Source organism: Mycolicibacterium austroafricanum (assembly GCF_902705885.1).
In the GTDB taxonomy this organism is placed as follows: domain Bacteria; phylum Actinomycetota; class Actinomycetes; order Mycobacteriales; family Mycobacteriaceae; genus Mycobacterium; species Mycobacterium vanbaalenii_A.
Window position 1 is genome coordinate 142111 of sequence record NZ_CACSIP010000045.1, and the last position, 21011, is coordinate 163121.

19 protein-coding genes and 1 pseudogene are annotated in these 21011 nt (G+C 65.7%); 9 read left to right on the forward strand and 11 right to left on the reverse strand.

What is annotated here, in order from left to right; translation table 11 throughout:
* Positions 1–155 precede the first annotated feature (155 nt).
* Both cynS and BEMPMBAN_RS25690 read right to left on the reverse strand, forming a co-directional pair.
* Complete coding sequence (cynS, locus tag BEMPMBAN_RS25685) at positions 156–605, reverse strand: cyanase (RefSeq protein ID WP_159234318.1); 450 nt, start codon at positions 603–605, stop codon at positions 156–158.
* Complete coding sequence (locus BEMPMBAN_RS25690; RefSeq protein ID WP_159234320.1) at positions 602–1468, reverse strand: formate/nitrite transporter family protein; 867 nt, start codon at positions 1466–1468, stop codon at positions 602–604. The genes cynS and BEMPMBAN_RS25690 overlap by 4 nt, the downstream gene beginning before the upstream one ends.
* A 222-nt stretch (positions 1469–1690) precedes the next feature.
* Here BEMPMBAN_RS25690 and BEMPMBAN_RS25695 point away from each other — a divergent pair, with 222 nt between their 5' ends.
* Positions 1691–1846 (forward strand): hypothetical protein, encoded by a 156-nt coding sequence (locus BEMPMBAN_RS25695; RefSeq protein WP_200846120.1) that lies wholly within the window; start codon positions 1691–1693, stop codon positions 1844–1846.
* A gap of 300 nt (positions 1847–2146) precedes the next feature.
* Positions 2147–2446 (forward strand): DUF732 domain-containing protein, encoded by a 300-nt coding sequence (locus tag BEMPMBAN_RS25700; protein WP_159234322.1) that lies wholly within the window; start codon positions 2147–2149, stop codon positions 2444–2446.
* Positions 2447–2526: 80 nt separating this feature from the next.
* Here BEMPMBAN_RS25700 and BEMPMBAN_RS25705 read toward each other — a convergent pair whose 3' ends face one another.
* Complete coding sequence (locus BEMPMBAN_RS25705; protein WP_159234324.1) at positions 2527–3045, reverse strand: hypothetical protein; 519 nt, start codon at positions 3043–3045, stop codon at positions 2527–2529.
* Between the two features lie 143 nt (positions 3046–3188).
* Here BEMPMBAN_RS25705 and BEMPMBAN_RS25710 point away from each other — a divergent pair, with 143 nt between their 5' ends.
* Positions 3189–3962, forward strand: a complete 774-nt coding sequence (locus tag BEMPMBAN_RS25710) for a DUF427 domain-containing protein (RefSeq protein WP_159234326.1) — start codon at positions 3189–3191, stop codon at positions 3960–3962.
* A 51-nt stretch (positions 3963–4013) separates the two neighbouring features.
* Positions 4014–5033, forward strand: coding sequence for a YihY/virulence factor BrkB family protein (locus tag BEMPMBAN_RS25715; protein WP_159234328.1), 1020 nt, complete (start codon positions 4014–4016; stop codon positions 5031–5033).
* Between the two features lie 12 nt (positions 5034–5045).
* On the opposite strand, the gene BEMPMBAN_RS25720 is transcribed toward BEMPMBAN_RS25715, so the two are convergent.
* Positions 5046–6365: a H(+)/Cl(-) exchange transporter ClcA gene (locus BEMPMBAN_RS25720; RefSeq protein ID WP_159234330.1), complete on the reverse strand. Its 1320-nt coding sequence runs from the start codon at positions 6363–6365 to the stop codon at positions 5046–5048.
* A gap of 9 nt (positions 6366–6374) precedes the next feature.
* A complete protein-coding gene (locus BEMPMBAN_RS25725; RefSeq protein WP_159234332.1) occupies positions 6375–6686 on the reverse strand; it encodes a GNAT family N-acetyltransferase in 312 nt (103 codons plus the stop codon).
* A gap of 80 nt (positions 6687–6766) precedes the next feature.
* On the opposite strand from BEMPMBAN_RS25725, the gene BEMPMBAN_RS25730 reads away from it, so the two are divergent.
* Entirely contained in the window at positions 6767–8302 is a 1536-nt protein-coding gene (locus BEMPMBAN_RS25730; protein ID WP_159234334.1) for an APC family permease, read from the forward strand.
* Positions 8303–8338: 36 nt separating this feature from the next.
* Entirely contained in the window at positions 8339–9361 is a 1023-nt protein-coding gene (locus BEMPMBAN_RS25735) for a methyltransferase (RefSeq protein WP_159234335.1), read from the forward strand.
* A gap of 27 nt (positions 9362–9388) precedes the next feature.
* Here the strand turns inward: BEMPMBAN_RS25735 and BEMPMBAN_RS25740 are convergent, their stop codons facing one another.
* From BEMPMBAN_RS25740 to fmdA, 3 genes are all read right to left on the reverse strand, one after another.
* On the reverse strand, positions 9389–10729 hold the full coding sequence (locus tag BEMPMBAN_RS25740) for a cytochrome P450 (protein ID WP_159234337.1): 1341 nt from the start codon (positions 10727–10729) through the stop codon (positions 9389–9391).
* A gap of 127 nt (positions 10730–10856) precedes the next feature.
* Complete coding sequence (locus tag BEMPMBAN_RS25745; RefSeq protein WP_200846121.1) at positions 10857–11876, reverse strand: sodium:calcium antiporter; 1020 nt, start codon at positions 11874–11876, stop codon at positions 10857–10859.
* Between the two features lie 96 nt (positions 11877–11972).
* A complete protein-coding gene (gene fmdA, locus BEMPMBAN_RS25750) occupies positions 11973–13247 on the reverse strand; it encodes a formamidase (protein WP_159234339.1) in 1275 nt (424 codons plus the stop codon).
* Between the two features lie 123 nt (positions 13248–13370).
* Here fmdA and BEMPMBAN_RS25755 point away from each other — a divergent pair, with 123 nt between their 5' ends.
* The gene (locus tag BEMPMBAN_RS25755; RefSeq protein WP_159234341.1) at positions 13371–13658 is read left to right on the forward strand and encodes an FmdB family zinc ribbon protein; all 288 of its coding nucleotides are present in this window, start codon (positions 13371–13373) and stop codon (positions 13656–13658) included.
* Positions 13659–13757: 99 nt separating this feature from the next.
* Here BEMPMBAN_RS25755 and BEMPMBAN_RS25760 read toward each other — a convergent pair whose 3' ends face one another.
* The gene (locus tag BEMPMBAN_RS25760) at positions 13758–14696 is read right to left on the reverse strand and encodes a R2-like ligand-binding oxidase (protein WP_159234342.1); all 939 of its coding nucleotides are present in this window, start codon (positions 14694–14696) and stop codon (positions 13758–13760) included.
* A 5-nt stretch (positions 14697–14701) separates the two neighbouring features.
* Positions 14702–15382, reverse strand: coding sequence for a TetR/AcrR family transcriptional regulator (locus BEMPMBAN_RS25765; protein ID WP_159234344.1), 681 nt, complete (start codon positions 15380–15382; stop codon positions 14702–14704).
* A gap of 127 nt (positions 15383–15509) precedes the next feature.
* On the opposite strand from BEMPMBAN_RS25765, the gene BEMPMBAN_RS25770 reads away from it, so the two are divergent.
* Entirely contained in the window at positions 15510–16949 is a 1440-nt protein-coding gene (locus tag BEMPMBAN_RS25770) for a DUF2252 domain-containing protein (protein ID WP_159234346.1), read from the forward strand.
* Between the two features lie 57 nt (positions 16950–17006).
* Here the strand turns inward: BEMPMBAN_RS25770 and BEMPMBAN_RS25775 are convergent.
* Positions 17007–17384 (reverse strand): annotated as a pseudogene (locus tag BEMPMBAN_RS25775) (LppA family lipoprotein); the annotation flags it as partial.
* Between the two features lie 745 nt (positions 17385–18129).
* Here BEMPMBAN_RS25775 and BEMPMBAN_RS25785 point away from each other — a divergent pair.
* Positions 18130–20607 (forward strand): hypothetical protein, encoded by a 2478-nt coding sequence (locus tag BEMPMBAN_RS25785; protein WP_159234350.1) that lies wholly within the window; start codon positions 18130–18132, stop codon positions 20605–20607.
* Positions 20608–21011: the final 404 nt, after the last annotated feature.

The following is a 21011-nucleotide window of genomic DNA, read 5'->3' on the forward strand; positions in this document are numbered from 1 at the left end:
ATGCAAAGGCTCGGAGCTGAACCAGATGGCTGTACGGCGAGGTCACCGGAGGTCTCAGACTTGACCGCCGCACGCGCTGTCCGCGTCATGACGCGACGGAACGGGGTTACCCCGCTGAGGGGCTTTCGAAACGCGGCAGCCGCCGCTGCCCGCAGTCACCACCGATAATCGAGGAATTTCCCGTCGAAGGTGACCACCACCCGGTCGCCGTCGGGATGCTCGCGGCGGGTGACGTCGACCTTGAAGTTGATGGCGCTCATGATGCCGTCGCCGAACTCCTCGTGGATGAGCTCCTTGAGAGCGGGACCGTAGACCGACAGCGCCTCGTGGAACCGGTAGATCGTCGGGTCGGACAGCAGCGCGGGCTCCAGCCCCCGCGCCGGTTGCATCTGCAGGCTCTCCGCGACCGCGGCATCGAGTTCCAGCAGTTCACACACCCGTGCAGCCTGATCACTCGTCATCGGGTGTTGCCCGAGCAGCGCCGCCACGCACCACACCAGCGGTGCGTTGATCTCCTTGGCGATGTCAGCCCACGCCAGCTTCTTGCGGATCCGTGCGGAGGTGATCAGTTCGGCGGCCTGCGCCTTGGCCATGATCGGTGTCATGCGTTCGCGCCCTCTCGCTTCTCAGCAGGCTGGGCGGCCGCGACATCGTCGGGCAGCATCAGCCGGGACTTGCCGGTTCGCGCGTGGGTGGCGAACAGGGTGAGACCCACGAACGCCAGCCCGCCGACGAGATTGCCGACCACAGTCGGGATTTCGTTCCACACCAGGTAATCGGCCAGCGAGAAGTCGCCGCCGAGCATCAGCCCCGACGGGAACAGGAACATGTTGACCACCGAATGCTCGAATCCCATGTAAAAGAACAGCATGATCGGCATCCACATCGTGATGACCTTGCCCGACACGCTGGTCGACATCATGGCCGCGACGACGCCGGTGGACACCATCCAGTTGCACAGCACACCGCGGATGAACAACGTGAGCATCCCGGCCGCGCCGTGCTCGGCGTAGCCCACGGTGCGGCTGTGCCCGATCTCTCCGAGTTTCTGCCCGACCTCGTTGGGGTCGACGCTGAAGCCGTAGGTGAACACGACGGCCATCATCACCGCCACGGTCAGTGCCCCGGCGAAGTTGCCGAGGAACACCCACCCCCAGTTGCGCAACATCGAGCGCACCGTCACACCGCGGCGCTTGTCGAGCAGCGCCAGCGGCACCAGCGTGAACACGCCGGTCAGCAAGTCGAAGCCCAGCAGATACAACAGGCAGAAACCGACCGGGAACAGGACGGCGCCGAGCAACGCGTTGCCGGTCTGCACCGTGATCGTCACGGCGAACGCGGCGGCGAGCGCAAGGATCGCCCCGGCCATGTAGGCGCGGATGAGGGTGTCCCGGGTGGACATGGTGGCTTTGGATTCGCCTGCATCGATCATCTTGCCGACGAAGTCCGGCGGGTTCACATAGGACATGGCTGACCTTTCCAGTAAGTCGAATACCGGAGGATTCCCACCCCGTATTGCCGAACGGCAACGCCAGCTATTCGTGTTTGTTGCCACCCGCTCACACGAGCGCGCGCGGCATGTGAGGACCGCGCTGCGCCCTCTCTACCTGCACGGTGTTTCCCCGGAGTCCTGATCGGAGACACCACTGGGGTCGTCGCCCGACGCCGAATGCCGAATGGAGGTTCAGCCGTGGAACAGAGCAACGATCCCCCGTCCACGCCCAAGGACGCCACCAAAGCCACCGAAGATCAGCGTGCACTCCAGGACAAGCTGGACCGACGCAACGAGGATCCGGACGCTCCCGCCCGCTCGCAGACCCGGCACGACATACCGGACGAGACCTGACGAACCTCCCCGCCGAGTCCGGCGGTATTCGCACGGTTTGTCAGGACTCAGAAATACGCCGTCGGCAGGTGGCGAATTCCCAGAAGGAAATGCGAACAGTGCAGTCGGGAAATGGGTCATTCATTGGGAATGGCGCCCGCCGCCAGCCCAGTGACCTGCAGGTTGACGCAGCGGGATTGCCGGACACAGCGCCCTGCGACCGGCCGGAACAATGTGCCATTCAGATTTCCGGCAAATAACAACGGGATTCCGGCACTCGGCGTACCGTGTCGATTCACGAGCTGATTCAGGGGGACATCGATGCGGACCAAATTCATCGTTTCCGCTGTCGTCGCGGCTGCCGGCCTTGTGACGATGACGGCCGCCCCCGCCTTCGCCGATGAGTCCGACGACATCTTCATCGCGACGCTCGAGAGCGAAGGCGTCCCGTTCTCCAGCTCCGAGGACGCCATCGCGCTCGCCGAGGCCGTCTGCGAGTACGTGGCCGCCGGCCAGCCCCCCGAACAGGTGGCCGTCGAGATCAGCGGCCCCGCAGACTGGACCATCGAGCAGAGTGGGTTCTTCGTCGGCGCAGCGACCCAGTCCTACTGTCCGGCATAACCGCCGGCGTCCCCGGTCCCACAGCCCGCAGATGATGTCTCTCGGCATCTGCGGGTTGTGCTGTGCGGGCAGCGCGTGCGTCAGATTCGCCGCAGCGTGAAGGTGAGCAGCCACAGGCCGACAAGCACAGCGGCCGCGACGGCGGCGAAAGCCAGCCATCCGTTCAACAGCACTCCAGCGCTGGGAGCCGTGGTGATCGCCAGCGGAATGCACGCCGTCGGCGGGTGCACCCGCCCCAACGGCGAAGCCACGATCAGCACCGCGGCGATGGTGGACGCGACAAGACCCGACATCGGGGTGAACACCGCGGTCAGAGAGATGGGAACGGTGAGCGCAAGCCCCACCGCGTAGCAGATCGCGATGACCGCGGGCCTGCGGCGGTAGCGGTTCGGCGAGTGCAGCACGATGGCCGCCGTGCTCGCCATCGCCGACATTGCAAACGGTTCACCGAGGCGTACCAGGAGTACGGCGCTGGGCACCAGGACCACCGACGCCGCCAGCAGTCGCACGCCTGTGGTGGCCACCACAGTGGTCGTCGCGGCGCGCCCCGACTCTGTGTCGCTTTCCTGCCGGAAAGGCCACCAGCGGACCCGCGTCATCGGGAGCCCCCGCCCTGCCCGACCCGTCGGCATGAGTGTGAATTCACCCGAACAGCAGCCGATTTCCTCATTAACACCTAACTTCGCCTCGTCCTGCTTACCGTGACAGCAACGTTGACGGTACGACAATTAGGGGTTGCGTGATGGGTCAGCCACCGGCACCTGACTACCCGCAGATGGCCGCGGCCCGCGGACGCGTCGAACCTGCGCCCCGACGGGTCCGCGGCTTCCTCGGCCACGAACTGGTCTTCGACACGACGTCCGCACGATACGTGTGGGAAGTGCCGTACTACCCGCAGTACTACATCCCGCGCGAAGATGTGCGCGCCGGATTCCTGCGTGACGAGGATCATCCCCAGCGGGTGCAGTTCGGACCGTCGCGGATGTTCTCCCTGACCGGAAAGTCGCAGACCCACCCGTCGGCGGCCCGGGTGTTCGACGACGGCGACGGCGACGTCGCCGGCCTGGTGCGGTTCGAGTGGGAGTCGCTGACCTGGTTCGAGGAGGACGAACCGATCTACGGCCACCCCCGCAACCCGTACGCCCGGGTGGATGCGCTGCGCTCCCATCGCCACGTCACGGTGGCACTCGACGACGTACTCCTGGCCGACACCACCTGCCCGGTCCTGCTCTTCGAAACCGGTTTGCCGACAAGGTATTACATCGACCGGAGTGATGTCGCGTTCGAGCATCTGGAACCGTCGGACACCCAGACGCTGTGCCCGTACAAGGGCGTCACCTCGGGCTACTGGTCGGCCCACGTCGGTGCCGCCGGCCACGCCGACATCGCGTGGACCTACCACACCCCGCTGCCGGCGGTGGCGGCGATCGCGGGCATGGTCGCGTTCTACAACGAGAAGCTCGACATCACCGTCGACGGAGTGCGACTCCCACGCCCACAGACACATTTCAGCTAGCGCGGACCCCGCGGGAAGTCCGCGGCACCGCCGTTTCCTAGGCTTGACCCGATGGAACCGGACAGGCAGCGGGCGAACCTGAAGTCGCGGCTGTCGGAACCCGTTCTGGCGGCACGTGAAACGCTCGAGCGACGCGGCTCGGCACAGTTCGCCCGGCTGCCCGCACCGGTTCAGCAGGGCTGTCGGCTGATCGAACGCACCGGCCGCGACACCATCAACGACCGCGTCCCCGGCCTGGCAGCCGAGGCCGCGCTGTTCACCTTGATCTCGCTGCCTGCGCTGCTGCTGGCGGTCATCGGATCGCTGGGGTTCGTCGCGGCCGCACTCGGTCCGGCGGGCACCCAGCGGCTGCGCCAACTCGTTCTCGGCATCCCCCAGTCGTTTCTCACCGACCCCACCTTCGCCACCTATGAGCGGGTGGTCGATTCGGTGCTCGCCGAGACCCGCGGCGGCGTGGTCTCCGTGGGAATCGCCCTAGCCATCTGGACGGGTTCTCGGGCGGTGAACCGCTATCTGGAGACGATGACGATCGCCTACGGGCTCGAGCCACGCCCCGCCTGGCGTCGGCGCCTGCTGGCGCTGGGGCTGACCATCGGGGCACTTCTGGGAGCCGTTGCGGTGCTCCCGCCGATGGTGTTCGGTCCCCGGATCGTCGAATGGCTGGCCCCCGACACCGTCGCGGACACCACGCTGCGGATGCTTGACGTGTTGTTCTGGCCCGGCGTGGCCCTGCTGGTCCTCGGCGGGCTGGTCACGCTCTACCACATAGGTGTTCCGTGGAAGACCCCGTGGCGCCGGGACGTACCCGGGGCTCTGCTGGCAATGGTGTTGTGGCTCTTGGCATCTGCGGGATTGCGCGGTTATCTCGCGCTCAGCGTCCAGGACAACGCGGTCTTCCGCCAACTCGCGGTACCCATCGCCGTTGTCCTGTGGCTCTACATCACGGCGTTCGTGGTGCTGCTGGGTGCCGAGTTCAACGCCGAGATCGAGAAGATGTGGCCGTACCGCGATCATCCGTGGCAGCTGCGGCGGCTGCGGCGGCTGCGCCGCACCCGCGACGCCGACGGCTGAGCGGCCTGCGCGTCAGCGCGGGGTTTCGGGCACCATCCGCTCGCGCAGGCTGTCGTAGATGGGTGGCGACCGGGTGAGCTCGGCGGCCAAGACCGCCGCCGCCGTGGCGGCCAACATCGGGATGGCGACCGAGGTGGTTGCGGTCATCTCGATGACGATCACGATGCCAGTCACCGGTGCGCGCACGGTAGCGCCGAAGAACGCCGCCATCCCCACCAGTGCCATCGGCAGCGCCAGCGTCGTCGCGTCGCCGGGCCACACCGCGTCGAAACCGCCGACGAACAGCAGCCCCCACAGTGCGCCGATGGCCAGCAACGGCGCGAACAGTCCCCCGGGCACCGCGGCCGAGTACGACAACGGGCCCGCGACAAAACGCACCAACAGATACCCGGCAACGACCGGCAGCACGAGGTACTGACCGCTGAGGATCATCTGGGTCAGGGGGTCGCCACCGCCCACTGCGAGCGGGTTGACGAACATCGCCAGGCCGATGACGGCACCGATCACCGCGGCTTTGGCCAACGCCGGGATCCGTCGCCAGCCGGTGACGTGGTCGAGGAACCACAGCACCAGCCGGTTGTACACCGCGCCCAGACATCCAGTCAGCAGGCCGAACACCACGAAGACGGGCAGCCACCCGAGGTTGGGCGCCTCGATGGACCTGACCAGGAAATCGGGCTCGTTTCCGAGGATGAAGCGCACACATCCCACCGCGCTGGCACACGCCAACAGCGTGGCCAGAACCGTCTGCAGCCGGAACGACTTCGTCACTTCCTCGAGCGCAAACAGGGTGCCGCCGATCGGTGCGTTGAACGCCACCGCCAGACCCGCCCCGCCCACCGCGGTCTGCATCATCCGGACGTCGGACTCCGAAAGTCTCGCTCGCCGTGCCGCTTCCGCGCCGATCGCGGCACCCATGTGCACGGTCGGACCCTCGCGCCCCAGCACCAGCCCCGCACCGATCGACAACACACCACCGATGAACTTCGCGGGCAGCAGCAGGAGCAGCGGCGGTCGGGCGTCGCCGCGGAACACCGCCTCGACGTGCTGGATGCCGCTGCCTGCAGCCAACGGCACCCATCGGACGATCAACGCCGCCAGCGTCGCACCGAGCGCGGCAGCCGCCATCGGCACCAACCACCCCGGCCCCGGCAACACGTGGGTCCAGTCGACGAGTTCCACCCGCAACCGGTCGGCGGTCTGCAGGCACCAGCGGAAGGCGCCGCCGATGAAGCCGATGGCCACTCCCGCGACGATCGCCGTCGCGCAGATCAGGACGGCGCCGCGGATGAAATCGCTGTGCGGGGCGTCGTCGTCTGCGGATTCGGTCATGAGGCGGTGTTATCCGGGATCGGTGATGTCGGCGTACTCCGGGTGCCGGTCGATGAATTCGGCCACCATCCAGCACGTCGGCACGATCCGCAACCCGGCGGCACGGGTGGAGCGTAGGGCCTCGGCGACGAGAATCGTGGCCAGCCCTCGACCTTGGTACTCGGGTAGCACCTCGGTGTGCGGAAAGACGCGACTGCCGCCGCGGTCGTCGAAGTCGGCGAGTCCGACTGGGCGGCCGTCGACCTCGATGACAAACCGGCCGGGCTGTTCGGTGACCGTGGTGGGCGCGCCGGTCCTGTCGGGAGGTGTTTCGAACGTCATGGGACTCCTTCGGGTCGAAGTAGGGACAACCGCCCACACCGCCCTTACTCTAGGGAGACCTTCGGCCAGAGCGAGGTCCTATGCAGATCGAGGCGCCCGACCCACACCACCGGGGCGGACCCGACCTCAAGGACAAGGGCCTCTCACACAATGCCGTCGGGGTGCTCGGTGGCACTGTTCTGGGTATCTCGTCGGTGGCGCCTGCGTACGCGTTGACCGCCACGATCGGCATCCTCGTCGCCGAAGCCGGGTCGAAGATGGCGGTGGTCATCATCGCCGGCTTCCTGCCGATGTTCTTCGCCGCATACGCATACCGCGAACTGAACAAGGTGGCGCCGGACTGCGGCACGTCTTTCACGTGGACCACCAAGGCGTTCGGCCCCTACGTCGGGTGGCTCGGCGGCTGGGCGGCGGTGGTCGCCACGGTGATCGTGTTGTCCAACCTCGCCGGCGTCGCGGTGCAGTTCTTCTATCAGTTCGTCGGCGACCTGCTCGGAAACGACAGCATCGCCTCGCTGTGGCAGAACCCGTTGATCAACGTGCTGACGTGCCTGGCATTCCTGGCCGCGGCCACCGCAATCTCCTACCGCGGGATCACCACCACCGAGCGGGTCCAGTTCGTGCTTGTCGGCTTCCAGATGTTGGTGCTGCTGACGTTCGCGGTGGTGGCGTTGGTGAAGTCGGGTTCCTCACCGACCGGCATCGCGTTCAGCCTCGACTGGTTCAGCCCGGCCGGACTCACGATGTCGGCGTTCATCGCCGGCCTGTCGGGTTCGATCTTCGCGTTCTGGGGGTGGGACACCGCGCTGACCGTCAACGAGGAATCCCGCGACTCCGACAGCACCCCCGGGCGGGCGGCGCTGCTGTGCGTGTTGTCGATACTCGGGACCTACCTGCTGGTGGCCATCGCTACGCAGATGTATGCCGGGGTAGGCACCGAAGGGGTGGGGCTGGGCAACGAGGACATCGCGGACAACGTGTTCGGCGCTCTGGCCGGGCCGATCTTCGGTGAGCCATGGCACCTGGTGCTGTTCCTTGCGGTGCTGGCATCGAGTGCAGCCAGCCTGATCACCACCTTCCTGCCCACGTCACGCACGATGCTGGCGATGGGAACCTACGGGGCGTTCCCGAAGCGCTTCACCACCATCCATCCCCGCTTCATGACACCGTCGTTCGCGACCGTCGCCGCCGGCGTCGGTGCGGCGGTGTTCTATTCGGTGCTGACATTCGTCAGCGAAAGCGTGCTCACCGACACGATCTACTCGCTCGGCATCATGATCTGCTTCTACTACGGCCTCACCGCGTTCGGCTGTATCTGGTTCTTCCGCCACGAGTTGTTCGTCAGCGCTTACAGCATCACCTTCAAGCTGGTGTTCCCACTGCTCGGCGGGCTGGGTCTGCTGGCGGTGTTCCTGATCACCTTGCGCGACAGCGCTTCCCCGGAATACGGCAGCGGCGCCAGCATCGGCGGCGTCGGGCTGGTGCTGATCCTCGGGCTCGGACTGATCCTGATCGGGCTGGTGTTCATGATGATCATGCGGACGCGCCAGCCGGCCTTCTTCCGGGGGGAAACCCTGCGCCGCAACACCCCCGCGCTGATCGTCGAGGAACCCTAGGCGCCGGCCGTGACCACAACAGCTTGAGGTGGCGCGATGGATGAGTTGAAACCGGATCGGATCATGGCAATCGGTGGCGGCTACGCCGCTTCGAAAGTACTGCTATCCGCGGTCGGGCTGGGGCTTTACACGATGCTTGGGGCCGGAGCAATGACCACGGCCGAGATCACCACTCGGCTCGAGCTGGCGCCACGGCCGGCGAGAGACTTCCTCGACGCCCTGGTTTCACTGGACCTGCTGACCCGCGACGGTGACGGCGACGACGCCCGGTACCGCAACACTGCCGAGACCGCCCATTTCCTTGATGAGAGCAGTCCGGCGTACCAAGGTGGGCTGTTGAAGATCTGGGACGCCCGTAATTTCCGATTCTGGGCAGACCTGACCGAGGCGCTGAAGACCGGCGAGGCACAGAGCGAGGTCAAGCGATCAGGTCGGCCGTTCTTCGAGACGCTGTACGCAGACCCCGCACGGCTCGACGGATTCATGACCGCGATGGATTCGTCCTCGCGGCGAAACTTCGAGATTCTCGCCGATCGCTTTCCGTTCGCTCGCTACCGGCGACTGTGCGACGTCGGTGGCGCCGACGCACTTCTCACACGAATCGTCGCGGAGGCGCATCCGCACCTGGAGTGCGTCAGCTTCGACCTCCCTGTGGTCACCGAGATCGCCCGGCGCAAGCTGGCCGACGCGGGGCTTGGAGAGCGGGTTCGCGCGGTAGCGGGCAGCTTCCTCACCGATCCGTTGCCCAGCGCCGACGTGATCACGATGGGGATGATCCTGCACGACTGGGGTCTGGACCAGAAACAAGCCCTGATCGCCAAGGCCTATGAGGCGCTGCCGGCCGACGGCGCGTTCGTCGTGATCGAATCACTGATCGACGACGCGCGACGAAGCAACACTTTCGGGCTGACGATGTCGCTGAACATGTTGATCGAGTTCGGGGACGCGTTCGACTACACGGCAGCCGACTTCCGGCAGTGGTGCAGCGCAGCGGGATTCCGGTCGTTCGAGACCATTCCCCTCGACGGTCCTTCAAGTGCGGCAGTCGCGTACAAGTGACCTCGCGGCCACGGCGGGCTGTCGCCCTCAGGCAGTCACCTTCTCGCACGGCGACAGAGGCGCCACGTACACCCGGGCGCCGTTGGCAGGCACCACCACCGGCGCCCCACGCGCCGACGGCGACTCCCGTCGACGGCTGTACGGCCGTAACTCATTGTCCTGCAACATCGTGTGCAGCATCGTCGTCAACTCGCACATCGAGAAACTTGCGCCGATGCACCGCTTGAGGCCGCCGCCGAAGGGTACCCAGCCGTAGGGCGTCGGTCGAGAATCGAGAAATCGTTCGGGCCGAAACTCGTTCGGTTCCGCATACGTCGCCGGATCGCGGTTGATGACGTCGAGCAGCAACACGATCCGGGTCCCGGGTTCGAGAGTGTAATCACCGAGTTGGTACTGCGCTGCTGTCATCCGCCCGGTGATCGGCGCCGGCGGATGAAGCCGCAAGGTTTCGTTGATCACCGCTTCGGTGTACACGGCGCTTCCGGTGCCCACCTCGGAACGTACTCGTTGCTGCACGCGCCGATGGTGGCCCAGCAGGTCCACCAGCCACGCCAGCGTCGTGGCGGTGGTCTCGTGGCCGGCGAGCATCAAGGTGATCACGTCGTCGCGGATCTCCTTGTCCGACAACCCATCCCCCTCCTCAGTCCGCGCAGCGACCAGCATGCTCAGGATGTCGGTGGTGTCCCGCTGGCGTGTCCCCGCCCGACGGTCGGCGATCAGCGGCAGGATCAGTTCGTCGATCTTGCCGTTGACGTCGGCAAGGGCCCCCCACGTCCGCAGTGCTCCCAGGCGCCGCGCTGCGTACCGGATCGGCGTCTCCATCGACAGTGCGAGGTCGAGCAACTCGGCGAACGGCTTGCCCAGCCGGGCGACCTCGGCGGGCTGATGCGCCCCGAAGATCACCTTTACGATCACCTCCAGCGTGAGTTCGCGGGCGGCGTCGAGCATCCGGATCGGCGAATCCGCCGGCCAGGTGGCCATCGCGACGCGCGTCGCCTCCTCGATGACCGGGATGTAGCTGCGCAGGACGTCACCGTGTAACGGCGGGGTGAGCAGCTTGCGTCGGCGCAGGTGCTCGGGCTCCTCCAGAACGAACATCGACCGCCGACCGTAGATCGCTGCGGCGGGACCGACGCCCTCGCCGCCGAGCAGAATGTCCGGTTTGGCCGTGAACACTTGCTTGGCCAGCGTCGGATCAGCTACGGCGACGACCCGCCCGTAGCCGAGAACGGGAAGCGCGACTACCGGCCCGTACCTGCGCGCCACTCGGGACACCAGAGACTGCCCGCCCACGCTGTACGCCACGGCGTACAGACCGCCGAAGGCCGTGGACAGCAGTTTCGGTGCCGGCAAACTCGGGGGGCGCACGTTTCACACCATCGCACAGGGTGCACGAACTCGGCCGCTGTTTCGGTTGGATGCGGGTGATCTTCCTGCCTGTCCGCGATCGCAACACCACGTCAGCAGCCGATCCTGAGCGAGCCGACCCGGCCAGTCAACCCAGGGCGATGGCGGTGACACCGGCCAGGTAGAGACCGATCATCAGCACGGTTTCGAAACCCAGATTGCCGAAACCGTGTTTGTGGCGGCGTAACAGGCCGAGCAACAGCACCGAGACCAACACAATGGACAGCGCCACCCACGCTACTTCGCGCGACGCGATCGCCTGGTAGATGCTGCCGTCGCGGTATGCGACGTCCGAAGCGGCCAATATCAGTACGTCGTAGGCGTTCCCGCCGAGAATGTCACCCACGGCCAGTGCCAGCGCACCCCGGCGGACGGCTGTCACCGCGACGACCAGTTCAGGCAGAGAAGTGGCAGTTGCGGTGAACAGCCCGCCCATCAAAGACTGGTCCAAGCCGACGCCTGCGGAGACCGCGGGGGCCACCTGGGCCAAGACCCAGCCGGATCCGGCGACCAACGCGGCCAGCACCCCGAAGTCCGTCCACGTTCGGAGAACACCGACAGGCTTGGACTGATCGGGAACCTGCTCTTCGAGTGATTCGGTCGTCAGTCGCGGTTGCCACATCGGCGTCCGTTCGGCCTGCCTGGTCAGCCGGAGGCCGAGTAGGTAGCCGACCACGATCAGCACGGAGACGGGGTGCAGACCGAACCCACCGAGCCCAGGCAGCGCCATTCCGACAACAGGCAGCGCCAGCAACCCGATCAGGATGACGCCCTGCAACATGTTCGGTTCCGAGGCGGCGGCATACTCGAGATTGGCTCGGCGGTATGCCATATCGGCGATCGCCAGGAACGTGGTCTGCACCGCAATGCCACCGAGTGCGTTGGTGACCGCCAACGAGGCGTTGCCCTCCCACGCGGCGGTCACCGACAAGATCGAGCCCGACAGCGACGTGACCGCGCCGATGAGGATCGCGCCGGTGAGAAGCTGTCCGAGTCCGGTGATCTTGGCGATCTGCTCGGCGCGCTTGGTCAGCAGGACGCCGCCGACCGCAACGACCATCGTCGCCATTGCGAAGATCAGCAGGTTGTACGGCAGCAACTCAGTCAAGGCGAGGGCTTCGTCGCAGCCTCGAAACACCGTCTGTAACTCACCTCGCGGGCGTGCCCCGCGAGCATTGCGCCTAAACCCGGGGAGGAACCGTGCTCAGCGATCGTTGACGGTCGCCTCGAAGCTGGCGTGCGGTGCGCCCACACCCGGGTGGACCTGAACGGGCCCGGCGGCCGAGGGTGCGATCGGGAAATCGAATATCGCTGTCGGAATGTAGACTGTCGCACACGAATTCGGAATATCGACGACCCCCGAGAGCCTGCCCTCGATAGGAGCGGACCCGAGCAGCAGGTAAGCCTGCTCCGGGCTGTAGCCGAACTTGGTCAGGTAGTCGATCGCGTGCAGGCAGGCACGCTGATAGGCAAGATCCGAGTCCAGATACTTCTGCTCACCGTCCAAGGTGACCGATGTGCCGGAGAACGCGATCCACTCGGAGTACTGCGGGTCGGTGTTGCCGGGCATGAAGATGGCGTTCTCTGACACCCCGTAGGTGGCCATGCCGCCCTTGATGAGATCGACGTGCAGATCCATGAATCCGCCCATCTCGATCGCGCCGCAGAAGGTGATCTCGCCGTCGCCCTGGGAGAAGTGCAGGTCACCGAATGACAGGTTGGCGCCCGGAACGAACACCGGGTAGAAGACCCGGCTTCCCTTCGTCAGGTTCTTGATGTCCTGGTTGCCGCCGTTCTCCCGAGGTGGAGCGGTTCGTGCGGCTTCGCCGGCAACACGACTGAATTCGCCGCCGGTCAGCGTGCCGAGGATCGCGTCCTGAGGTTCGGGAGGCAGGGCCAGCGGAGGGACGCGGTCCGGGTCAGTGGCGATCAGCGCGCCCTCCCGCGCGTTCCACGTGGCCAGTAGCTCCGCCGACGGCGCGGTACCCATCAGTCCGGGGTGCACGATTCCGGTGTACTTCACCCCGGGAACGTGCCGTGACGTGGTGGTCTGCCCGGCGAAATCCCAGATCGCCTTGTAGGCGTCCGGGAACTGCTCGGTGAGAAACCCACCACCGTTGAGTTTGGCGAAGATGCCCGTGTACCCCCAGCCCTGGCCCGCGAGCGGTCCGGCATCTTCCTGCGGGATCGGTCCGACATCAAGAATGTCGACGATCAGCAGATCACCGGGCTCGGCACCCTCGATCGCGAACGGACCGGACAGGCAGTGCACCCCCTTCAGCGGCGCATTAAGGATGTCCTCGGCAGAGTCGTCGTTGTGGATGGCGCCGTCGAACCATTCCCGGCAGTGCGCTCGGAATGTGTCGCCAGGCTTGACTGTGACGGCGGCGGGAATGTCGGGATGCCAACGGTTGTGGCCGACGATCTGCTGGTCGGTGAACTTCTTGGTCGAATCGAGGGGAAACAGTAGTTCGGGCACGTGGCCTCCTCCGTGCTGGCGTCAGGCGCTTGCTTCGGTGTGGGACTGTCCTTTCGAACGTAGCGCGATCACGGCGACAGCGCCGCAGCACGCATGAATCGAGCACGGCGTTATCGTTTCCACATGCCGTCTTATACGTTTCGCTGCCAGCAGGATTGCGCGGACTTTGTCGCGCAACACCCGATAGCCGCGCCACCGGAGACCGCTGTGTGCCCGGAGTGCGGTGATTCAGCGAGGCGAATGATCGGCAAGCCGGCGCTCGGCGTGGGACGCACTTCGGCGATGCGACTGCAGGATGCGACCCGAGCGTCCGCCGACTCCCCGGACGTGGTCACGAACCTTCCGGCCGGCAGCCGCAGGGCAACTCCGATGTCGACCAATCCGCTGCACCGCAAGCTGCCGCGGCCGTGAGGCGGTTGGGACTTGTCCGGGTCGCGGTGGTCGGGACAAGGCCACGCAAGACCTCGCCCCGCATCGCGGGGTGATCAGCGTACGTCCGCGCCGGTGTTGTCAGGCCGAAGCTGCCAGCACCTTGCTGTCCTCGGCGGCGAAGGTGTCCTCCAGCTGCAGGGGTGAATAGTCGATGTCGATCTCCTCCAGGGGGCGGCCGCGGGCACTGCTGATCGTTCCGAAGCGGCGCATTCCTTTGTCCGCGGCGTACTGCTGGAATTCGTCCATGGTGAAGTTGAACGGGATCTCGTCGTAGAGAGCGAAAGCATCCTCGGTGTTCTTCAGCGCCAGCGGAATCAGCTCGTTCATCCGGGATTCGAACACGCCCCAGTTGGAGTCGTCGGCGGCGACGTGCCGCCGGCAGGTGAAGGTGCCCCAGGCCATGTGGCGCCGTTCGTCATCGCCGATGCGACGGACCAGTTCCTGCATACCGGGAAGGATGCCGCGGTCCACGCAAATACGATGCCACGCATAGTATCCCGTCAACGCCATCATGCCCTCGATGACGTGGTTGTACGTCACCGACGCCCGGACCTGGGCCGCCGGCGACGGGTCGGTGGCCAATGTGTCGAGCGACTGCGGCAATTCCTCGTAGAACATCTGTCGGTAGGACGGCAGGTCGTCGAGATAGCACTGGAGGTCGTCGGTCATTCCCACGGCGTCGAGCCACATCCGGAACACCTGGGTGTGCTTGGCCTCCTCGAAGGCGAACTGCGTCAGATACATTTCGTCACCGAGCCGGCCTTCGGCACGCACCGCCGCCATGAACGGCTGAATGTCCTGGGTGACGGCTTCTTCGCCGGCGATGAACTCGGCGCACAGGCGGGTGGCCCAGTCGCGTTCCAGGTCCGTCAGTGATTCCCAGTCGGCGCGGTCACGGGAGAAGTCGATGTCCGCCGGGTTCCAGAACTTGGCGTTGCCGCCGGCGAACAGCTTCAGCGGCATGCTGTCCCAGTTGAGCCCTCCGGCGGCCAATGAGTCGGAGTGTGTTCTCTCCATGGGGTTTACCTCCTAGGTTGTGCGGGCTGATCGGGGTGTACATGGGCAGGTTGGAATGCCGCCGCCAGCACGGCGACATAGCGGCGCACTGCCAGCGCCGGCTGCTCGGGTGTGAGTTCGTCGAGTCCCAGAACCGGGTCCAGTCCCCGCACGTACGGTGCCAGCGCCAGGTGCGGGAGGATCATCAGCAGCAACGACAGCAGGGTTTCGGTGTCGGCATCGCCTCGCAGATCGCCACGTCCTCGGGCGTCGTGCACCAGCGGCCGCAGGACCTCCAGGTAGTGGCGGTGGATCACTGCCCGCACGCTGACCCGGGCATCGGTGTCAACTTCGAAACTTGCCGCCGCGTGCAGGGACCGCTCGCGCGGATGCTCTGCGAAGTAGCCGACCCAGGCGTCGAGCAGATCAGTGAGGAACTCGAAAAATGGCCTGCTGGAGTCGAGTTCGCGGATCTGTTCCTCCATGTAGGCGCGCACCCGCTGGCTGGCCACATCGGAGATGAACGCATAGAGGTCGCGCTTGTCGGCGAAGTACTGGAACAGGCTGCCCTTGGCTACCCCGGCGCGGCGCGCGATGACGTTGAGGCTGCCGCGGGAGAAGCCCTGTGCGGCGAACTCCGCCTCGGCGGCAGCCACCACCGCTGCCCTACGGTTCCCGTCGAGACGGGCCCATGTCACTGTCGGCATCACGCCTCCGAGTCCTCTATGACCACTGGTCATATTACTGTGATTCAAGCCATAGTCAATGGTCGGCGGTGTTCCCGGTGCAGACGTGCGCGTTTCGGGCTGGACTGCGCCGATAAGCTCGGCGGGCATGGACGAGGAAGCGGCCGCGCGCAACGAACTCGACAACACCGATGCCGGCGGCCGGGTGTCCGCGCGCGACGACAGGCCTGGACACGCGTCGCGCATGGAGGCGTTCCGGATGCTGGCACAGGCGCGTGCTGCCGGCGAAATGGTCGCGCTGCCAAGGATGTTGACCGGTGATGACCGGCGCCTGCATGTGCGTCAGACCATCCGCGAGGACCATCGGCTGCGCATCGCCCGGCACAACGAAGAGGCTTTCGGCAAGTTCGACAAGCTTGCCGGGTCCAGGTTCTCGTTCTTCCGGGGCACCGCCCTGCTGTTCTACCGCGACATGGCCGGCGACGACGCATGGATGCCGACAGTGCTGGCCGCCGGCGATATTCACCCGGAGAATTTCGGCGTCATGCCCAATGCCGACAACGTGCCGATCTTCGGCATCAACGACTACGACGAGGTCTTCTACACCCCCTTCACCTGGGATCTCAAACGTGGCGCGACGGGGTTCATGATCGCCGCCGACGAGATCGGTGGATACGGGCACGGCAAGCGCTGCAAGATCGCCCGTTCGTTCGTCCGCGGCTACACCGACAGGATAGGCCGCTACGCCACCGATCACAGCGAAGGCGACTCGGATCTGCGCGAGGACAATTCGCCCGAACTGATCGCCGGGCTGATCGACAGCGCCAAGTCCGGCGGCCGGGCCAAGTGGCTGACCAAGAAGTACTACAACGAGACGGCCACCGGCTTCAAGTCCAGCAAGAAACTGGTGCCCATCTCCAGCCGGCGCGACGAGTTCCAGGACTTGATCGACCGTTATGTCGAGCAGTCCGGGATCACGGTGCCCGAGCGCGCCGGCTCGATGCGGGTCAAGGACGTCGCCGAACGCCGTGGCCAGGGGACGGCATCGCTGGGTCTGGTGCGTTACTACGTGATGATCGAGGGCCCGCTGCCCGACGTTTCCGACGACATCCTGCTCGAACTCAAGCAGGCGCGACGCTCAGCGCTCGAGGGTCTGGTGCCGCCGTCAGAGCACCTGGTGGCAGGAAACGCCGACCGGGTGGTGCACGGCCAACGTGTTCAATTGGTCAGCGGCGACCGGTTTTACGGCAGCATCAAGCACCGCGGGATCAGCTTCCTGGTCAGGGAACGGTCGTGGTTTCGCGACGATATCGACCTCGACGACCTGTCGTTCACACAGTGGCGCCAGTACGCGCAGATCTGTGGCGAGGTACTCGCACAGGCACACGCACTTTCCGACGAAGCCGGTCTGCTCGACCACGACGTCGAACCGGAGATCGTCGAGGCGATCGGGTTTCCGGAACTCTTCGTCGATGACATCGTACGGTTCGCCGACGGTGCCGACAGCCTCTGCAAGCGCGACCATCAGGACTTCCGCAAGGACCACGCCCTCGGGGCGTTCCGTCGCGTCGACCTGGTGTACCGCTGAGCGGTGTAGTGGCCGCCGGCGGCCTACGTCGTCGGCGTCGAGGTTGCGGGAGTTAGGTCATGTTGGCGCAACCGGAAGTCCGACTTCGCCGACAGCACCGCGGCCGCTTTGGTCCCGCTCGACAGTGCCGCCGTCCGGGCCGCCGATCACCACGTCGTGGTCTCCCGGCCGATCGACCAGCGTGGTGATGTCGGTCGCGCCGAGTTGGGCGGCGCCGCGCTGCACGACATCGAGTGCCTGCGGCCACGATTCATCCGGAACCGGACCATTGAACACGACATAGAGGTACACGTGGATGCCGCCTGTGTTCGCCTACTCCCCGCTGCAGCCACCCCAGCTGTCCTCTTCGACCTGCCACGTCAAGCCCGGAACACGCCCGGCGATGTCGGTCGCCCACTCCTGCATGGGATTGCGGTACTGCGCCTGCGCGTCTTCGAAGGGCGGCTCTCGCGTCCCAGCTGTCGATCTCCGCCACCGACACGGTCATGCATCATCCCCGACAGGGCGAGGTCGACATCGCGACGTCAACCATCTTCGGCACGCTCCTCCTTCGTCAACGCCCTACGCTGGATTTAAGGATAACGCTGCGGTTTGAGGTCAACCCTGCAGCAGCAAGCGCACGGCGGTGGTCCGCGTGGCCAGCCGGGAGCTGATCGCCGGCGGGTCGAACTCGGCACTCGTCGACGCGGCCGCGGTGCCGATGTCCGCCATCTCTGATACCCGCGGGTTACGGCGTTATTGGTCCCCCAGTCGGACTCGAACCGACACTGTGCGCACCGCTCACATCACCCAGGCAAATGACAATCAACAGCAACCGACCCAACCGACTACCAGCTGACCCTCTTGCGAAAGAGAACGAGGCTGGTGCATTCGGGAACTCGTTGAATGGCGGGCGAGTGGGTCGAGCATTGGCCGACCCGTTTCGGAGGGGCCTGGTCCCGCAGCCCGGTCCGAGATGGAGCGAAGGCCCGTGGTCGCGCTTCATCGGTAACAGAAAACCGAAAAAACGCGACGTTGCGATCCTGGCAATCTGCGCGGAGGTCAAAACTTTAGGGTTTTCACCGATTCGGCGCACGTCTTCGCTGGGATAAGTTAGCTCCGCTGTCAGTTCTCACGAGGTTCCCAGAACTGGCTTCCGTGATCTTCCGTGAGGCGAGGCTAGGGGTCTGTGGTGCACACAATGGGCAAGCAGCGGCGGCACCCCGGTGCCGGAGGCCATAACGACCCCGCATCGACGCGTTCGGCCGACGGCGTCCACATCGGCAGGGTCGGAGCGCTGGCGGCGGCACTGGGAGTGGGTGCGGTGCTGGTTGCGCTGCCTTGGTCCGCGGCCGCTGACACCGGCGAGTCGTCGGCGTCGAGCAACAGCAGTGCATCGTCGTCGGAGTCTGCGGGGTCATCGCCGTCGACGAAGGGCGATAAGGACGACGACGCGTCGACCAACGAGAAGCGTGGGCAGACGTCGCAGGACTCGGCCGACTCCGATGACGACCGGACCAAAGACACCGACGTGGACGCCGACGCCAACGACTCGGTCGACTCGGACAGCGTTGACGACTCGTCGTGGAGCGATGACGCAGATCTGGACCGCAACGGCACCGCCGACGCTGGCACATCGGTCATCGACGTGTCGACCGATGCCGCGCCCGAAGTTCCACTGGAACCCGCCTATGGACCCGCCGTGTTGCCGGCCCCGCCCACCGAGCCCTCCCGACGGTCCTCGCTGGCCCCGGCGCCGGTGGCGATGACCGAGCCCGAAGATTCGGATCTCATGCGCACCGGCCGCGCCACGACTCTTGCCGAGGACACCGCCACACCTGCGGTGGGCGAGGTCCCCCCGGCTACCGCCGCGCCCACCACCATGGCGACCTTTGCCGCGGTCACCGAAGCACCGACGAAGGCCCTGCAGACTCAGCCCGGTGCGTTCGTGGAGGTGGCCACCGGCCTGCTGGCGATGTCGATGGCCCCGCTGGTCGCTCCGAACCCGGCACCGGCCCAGCCCACCCAGGCGTCCGGTCTGTTGGCGGTGCTGGACTGGATCCGCCGCGAGATTGACGAGACCTACCAGGACTTCAGTGTGTCCATCGGGGGCGTGGAGATCATTCAGCGCGGCAGCGCGCAGGCGACCTCGGCCGGTTTCGGCTCTATCGCCATCGCCCACGGCGAGAACGCCGTCGCCAACGCCAGCGGCTGGTTCAGCGCCGCGATTGTGCGCGGTGACGATTCCACTGCGGCAGCCACCGACGGCAACTTCAACAAAGCACGCGTCTACGGCGACGACAGCACCGCCACCGCCGGCCGAGGCTGGTTCAACACCGCGATCGTCTCGGGTGATGGCAATCAGGCCGTCGCCGCCAGCGGCAGCTTCAACACCGCCCGTATCCGCGGTAACACCAGCGTCGCCGCAACGGGCACCGGCGACCACAACACGGCCGTCATCATCGGTGACGGCAGCGTCGCATCGGCGGACACCGGTAATGGCAACACCGCGGTGATCGTCGGCGGTAGCAGCGCAGCGTCAGCCAGCACCGGAAATCACAACACCGCCGTCATCTTCGGCGAGGGCAATGCCGTCAGCGCGGGGACCGGCGACGCCAACACCGCTGTTGTGTTGGGTGATTCCAGCCTCGTCAACGCCAGCGGCGGAACGCTCAACACGGCCGTCCTCGTCGGCGATGCCACCTCGGTCACCGCCGGCGGCGGCAACCTCAACCTCGCCGTGGCCAGGGGTGACGGCAACGTCGTGGATGCCGTAGACGGGAACCTCAACGCCGCCAAGGCCATAGGCGACGGCAACGAGGTCACCGTCACCGGCGGCAACCTAAACATCGCAAAGGTCAAGGGCGCCAACAACGCAGCGACCGTCACCGCCGGTGTGCTCAACCTTGCAATCATCAAGGGCGACAACAACTTCGTTAGCATTACTGGTGGCGGCAATCTCAACACCGTAGTGATCAAGGGCGACAACAACATCAACACGATCTTTGCGAGCGATGAATTCGGCACGTGCATCTTTGGGGCCGCGGGCTGCAATACCGCCGTGGTCGTGGGCGATCTGAACGGTGCACTCGTCAGCGGCACCAATAGCATTGGCATCCGACTCGGCGACGCCTCAAGTATAGGCGCCATTGGTAGCCACGCCTCGGTGTTCAGCGCCGGGGACACCAGCGACGCGAATGCCTTTGCCGACGGTCGCTCTCGCAGTTCCATCGTGCAGATCGGCAACAGCAATTCGGCGAGTGCCAGTGCCGAGGATGGTTCCCGCGCAGTGGTGCACGTCTTCGGCAACGGCAACACAGCCACCAGCGAAAACGCTTCGAGTGGCATGGCGACGGCCGCCATCATCGGTGACGACAACGTCGCACTCGCCGAAGGCCACGGCAACACCGCGATGATCAAAGGCGACGGCAACGAAGCCTCTGCCACCAACGGACGCCACAACAAGGCCGCCGTCATCGGTGACGGCAACTCGGCCGCTGCCGCCGAGGGCAACTTCAACGTCGCCAAGGTTTTCGGTGACGGCAACGTCGTCGTCGTCGGTTTCGGCGACCGCAACAATGCCATCGTGATCGGTCACGACAGCTCGGCCACCGCCGGGCCGGGTGACGACAACACCGCCGTCGCCCTGGGCGACGGCAAGACCGTCGTTGTGCCCTGAGTGTGTGCTTCCGCCAGGAAAGCTCGGCTCTGACGACCATGAACTGTGGTGATGTCCTGCCCCCGAGGGCAACCCTCACCACAGGATGACCACATCTCGACATGTGTCTATTCCGGCTTGCTGATGCTCTACGGTGAGCCGCCGTCGGAATGACCCGGCCGTCAATTTCAAGAAATGGGAGAACTCTGGCGCAGCTGTCAGCTTAGATGTGGGCGGGTTGCGACGGGGCCAAGGGAGACGCAGGGTTGCGTAACGGTTGCGTGGGAAAACTCACCCGGCGGCGACCGCGCACGGCGCACACGCACGCTGAACTGCGGTTTTATCGCGGCCCCCAGTCGGACTTGAACCGACACTGTGCGGATTTTAAGAACGGGCTAGCCGCGTTCCGCGAGCTCGGGAAACGG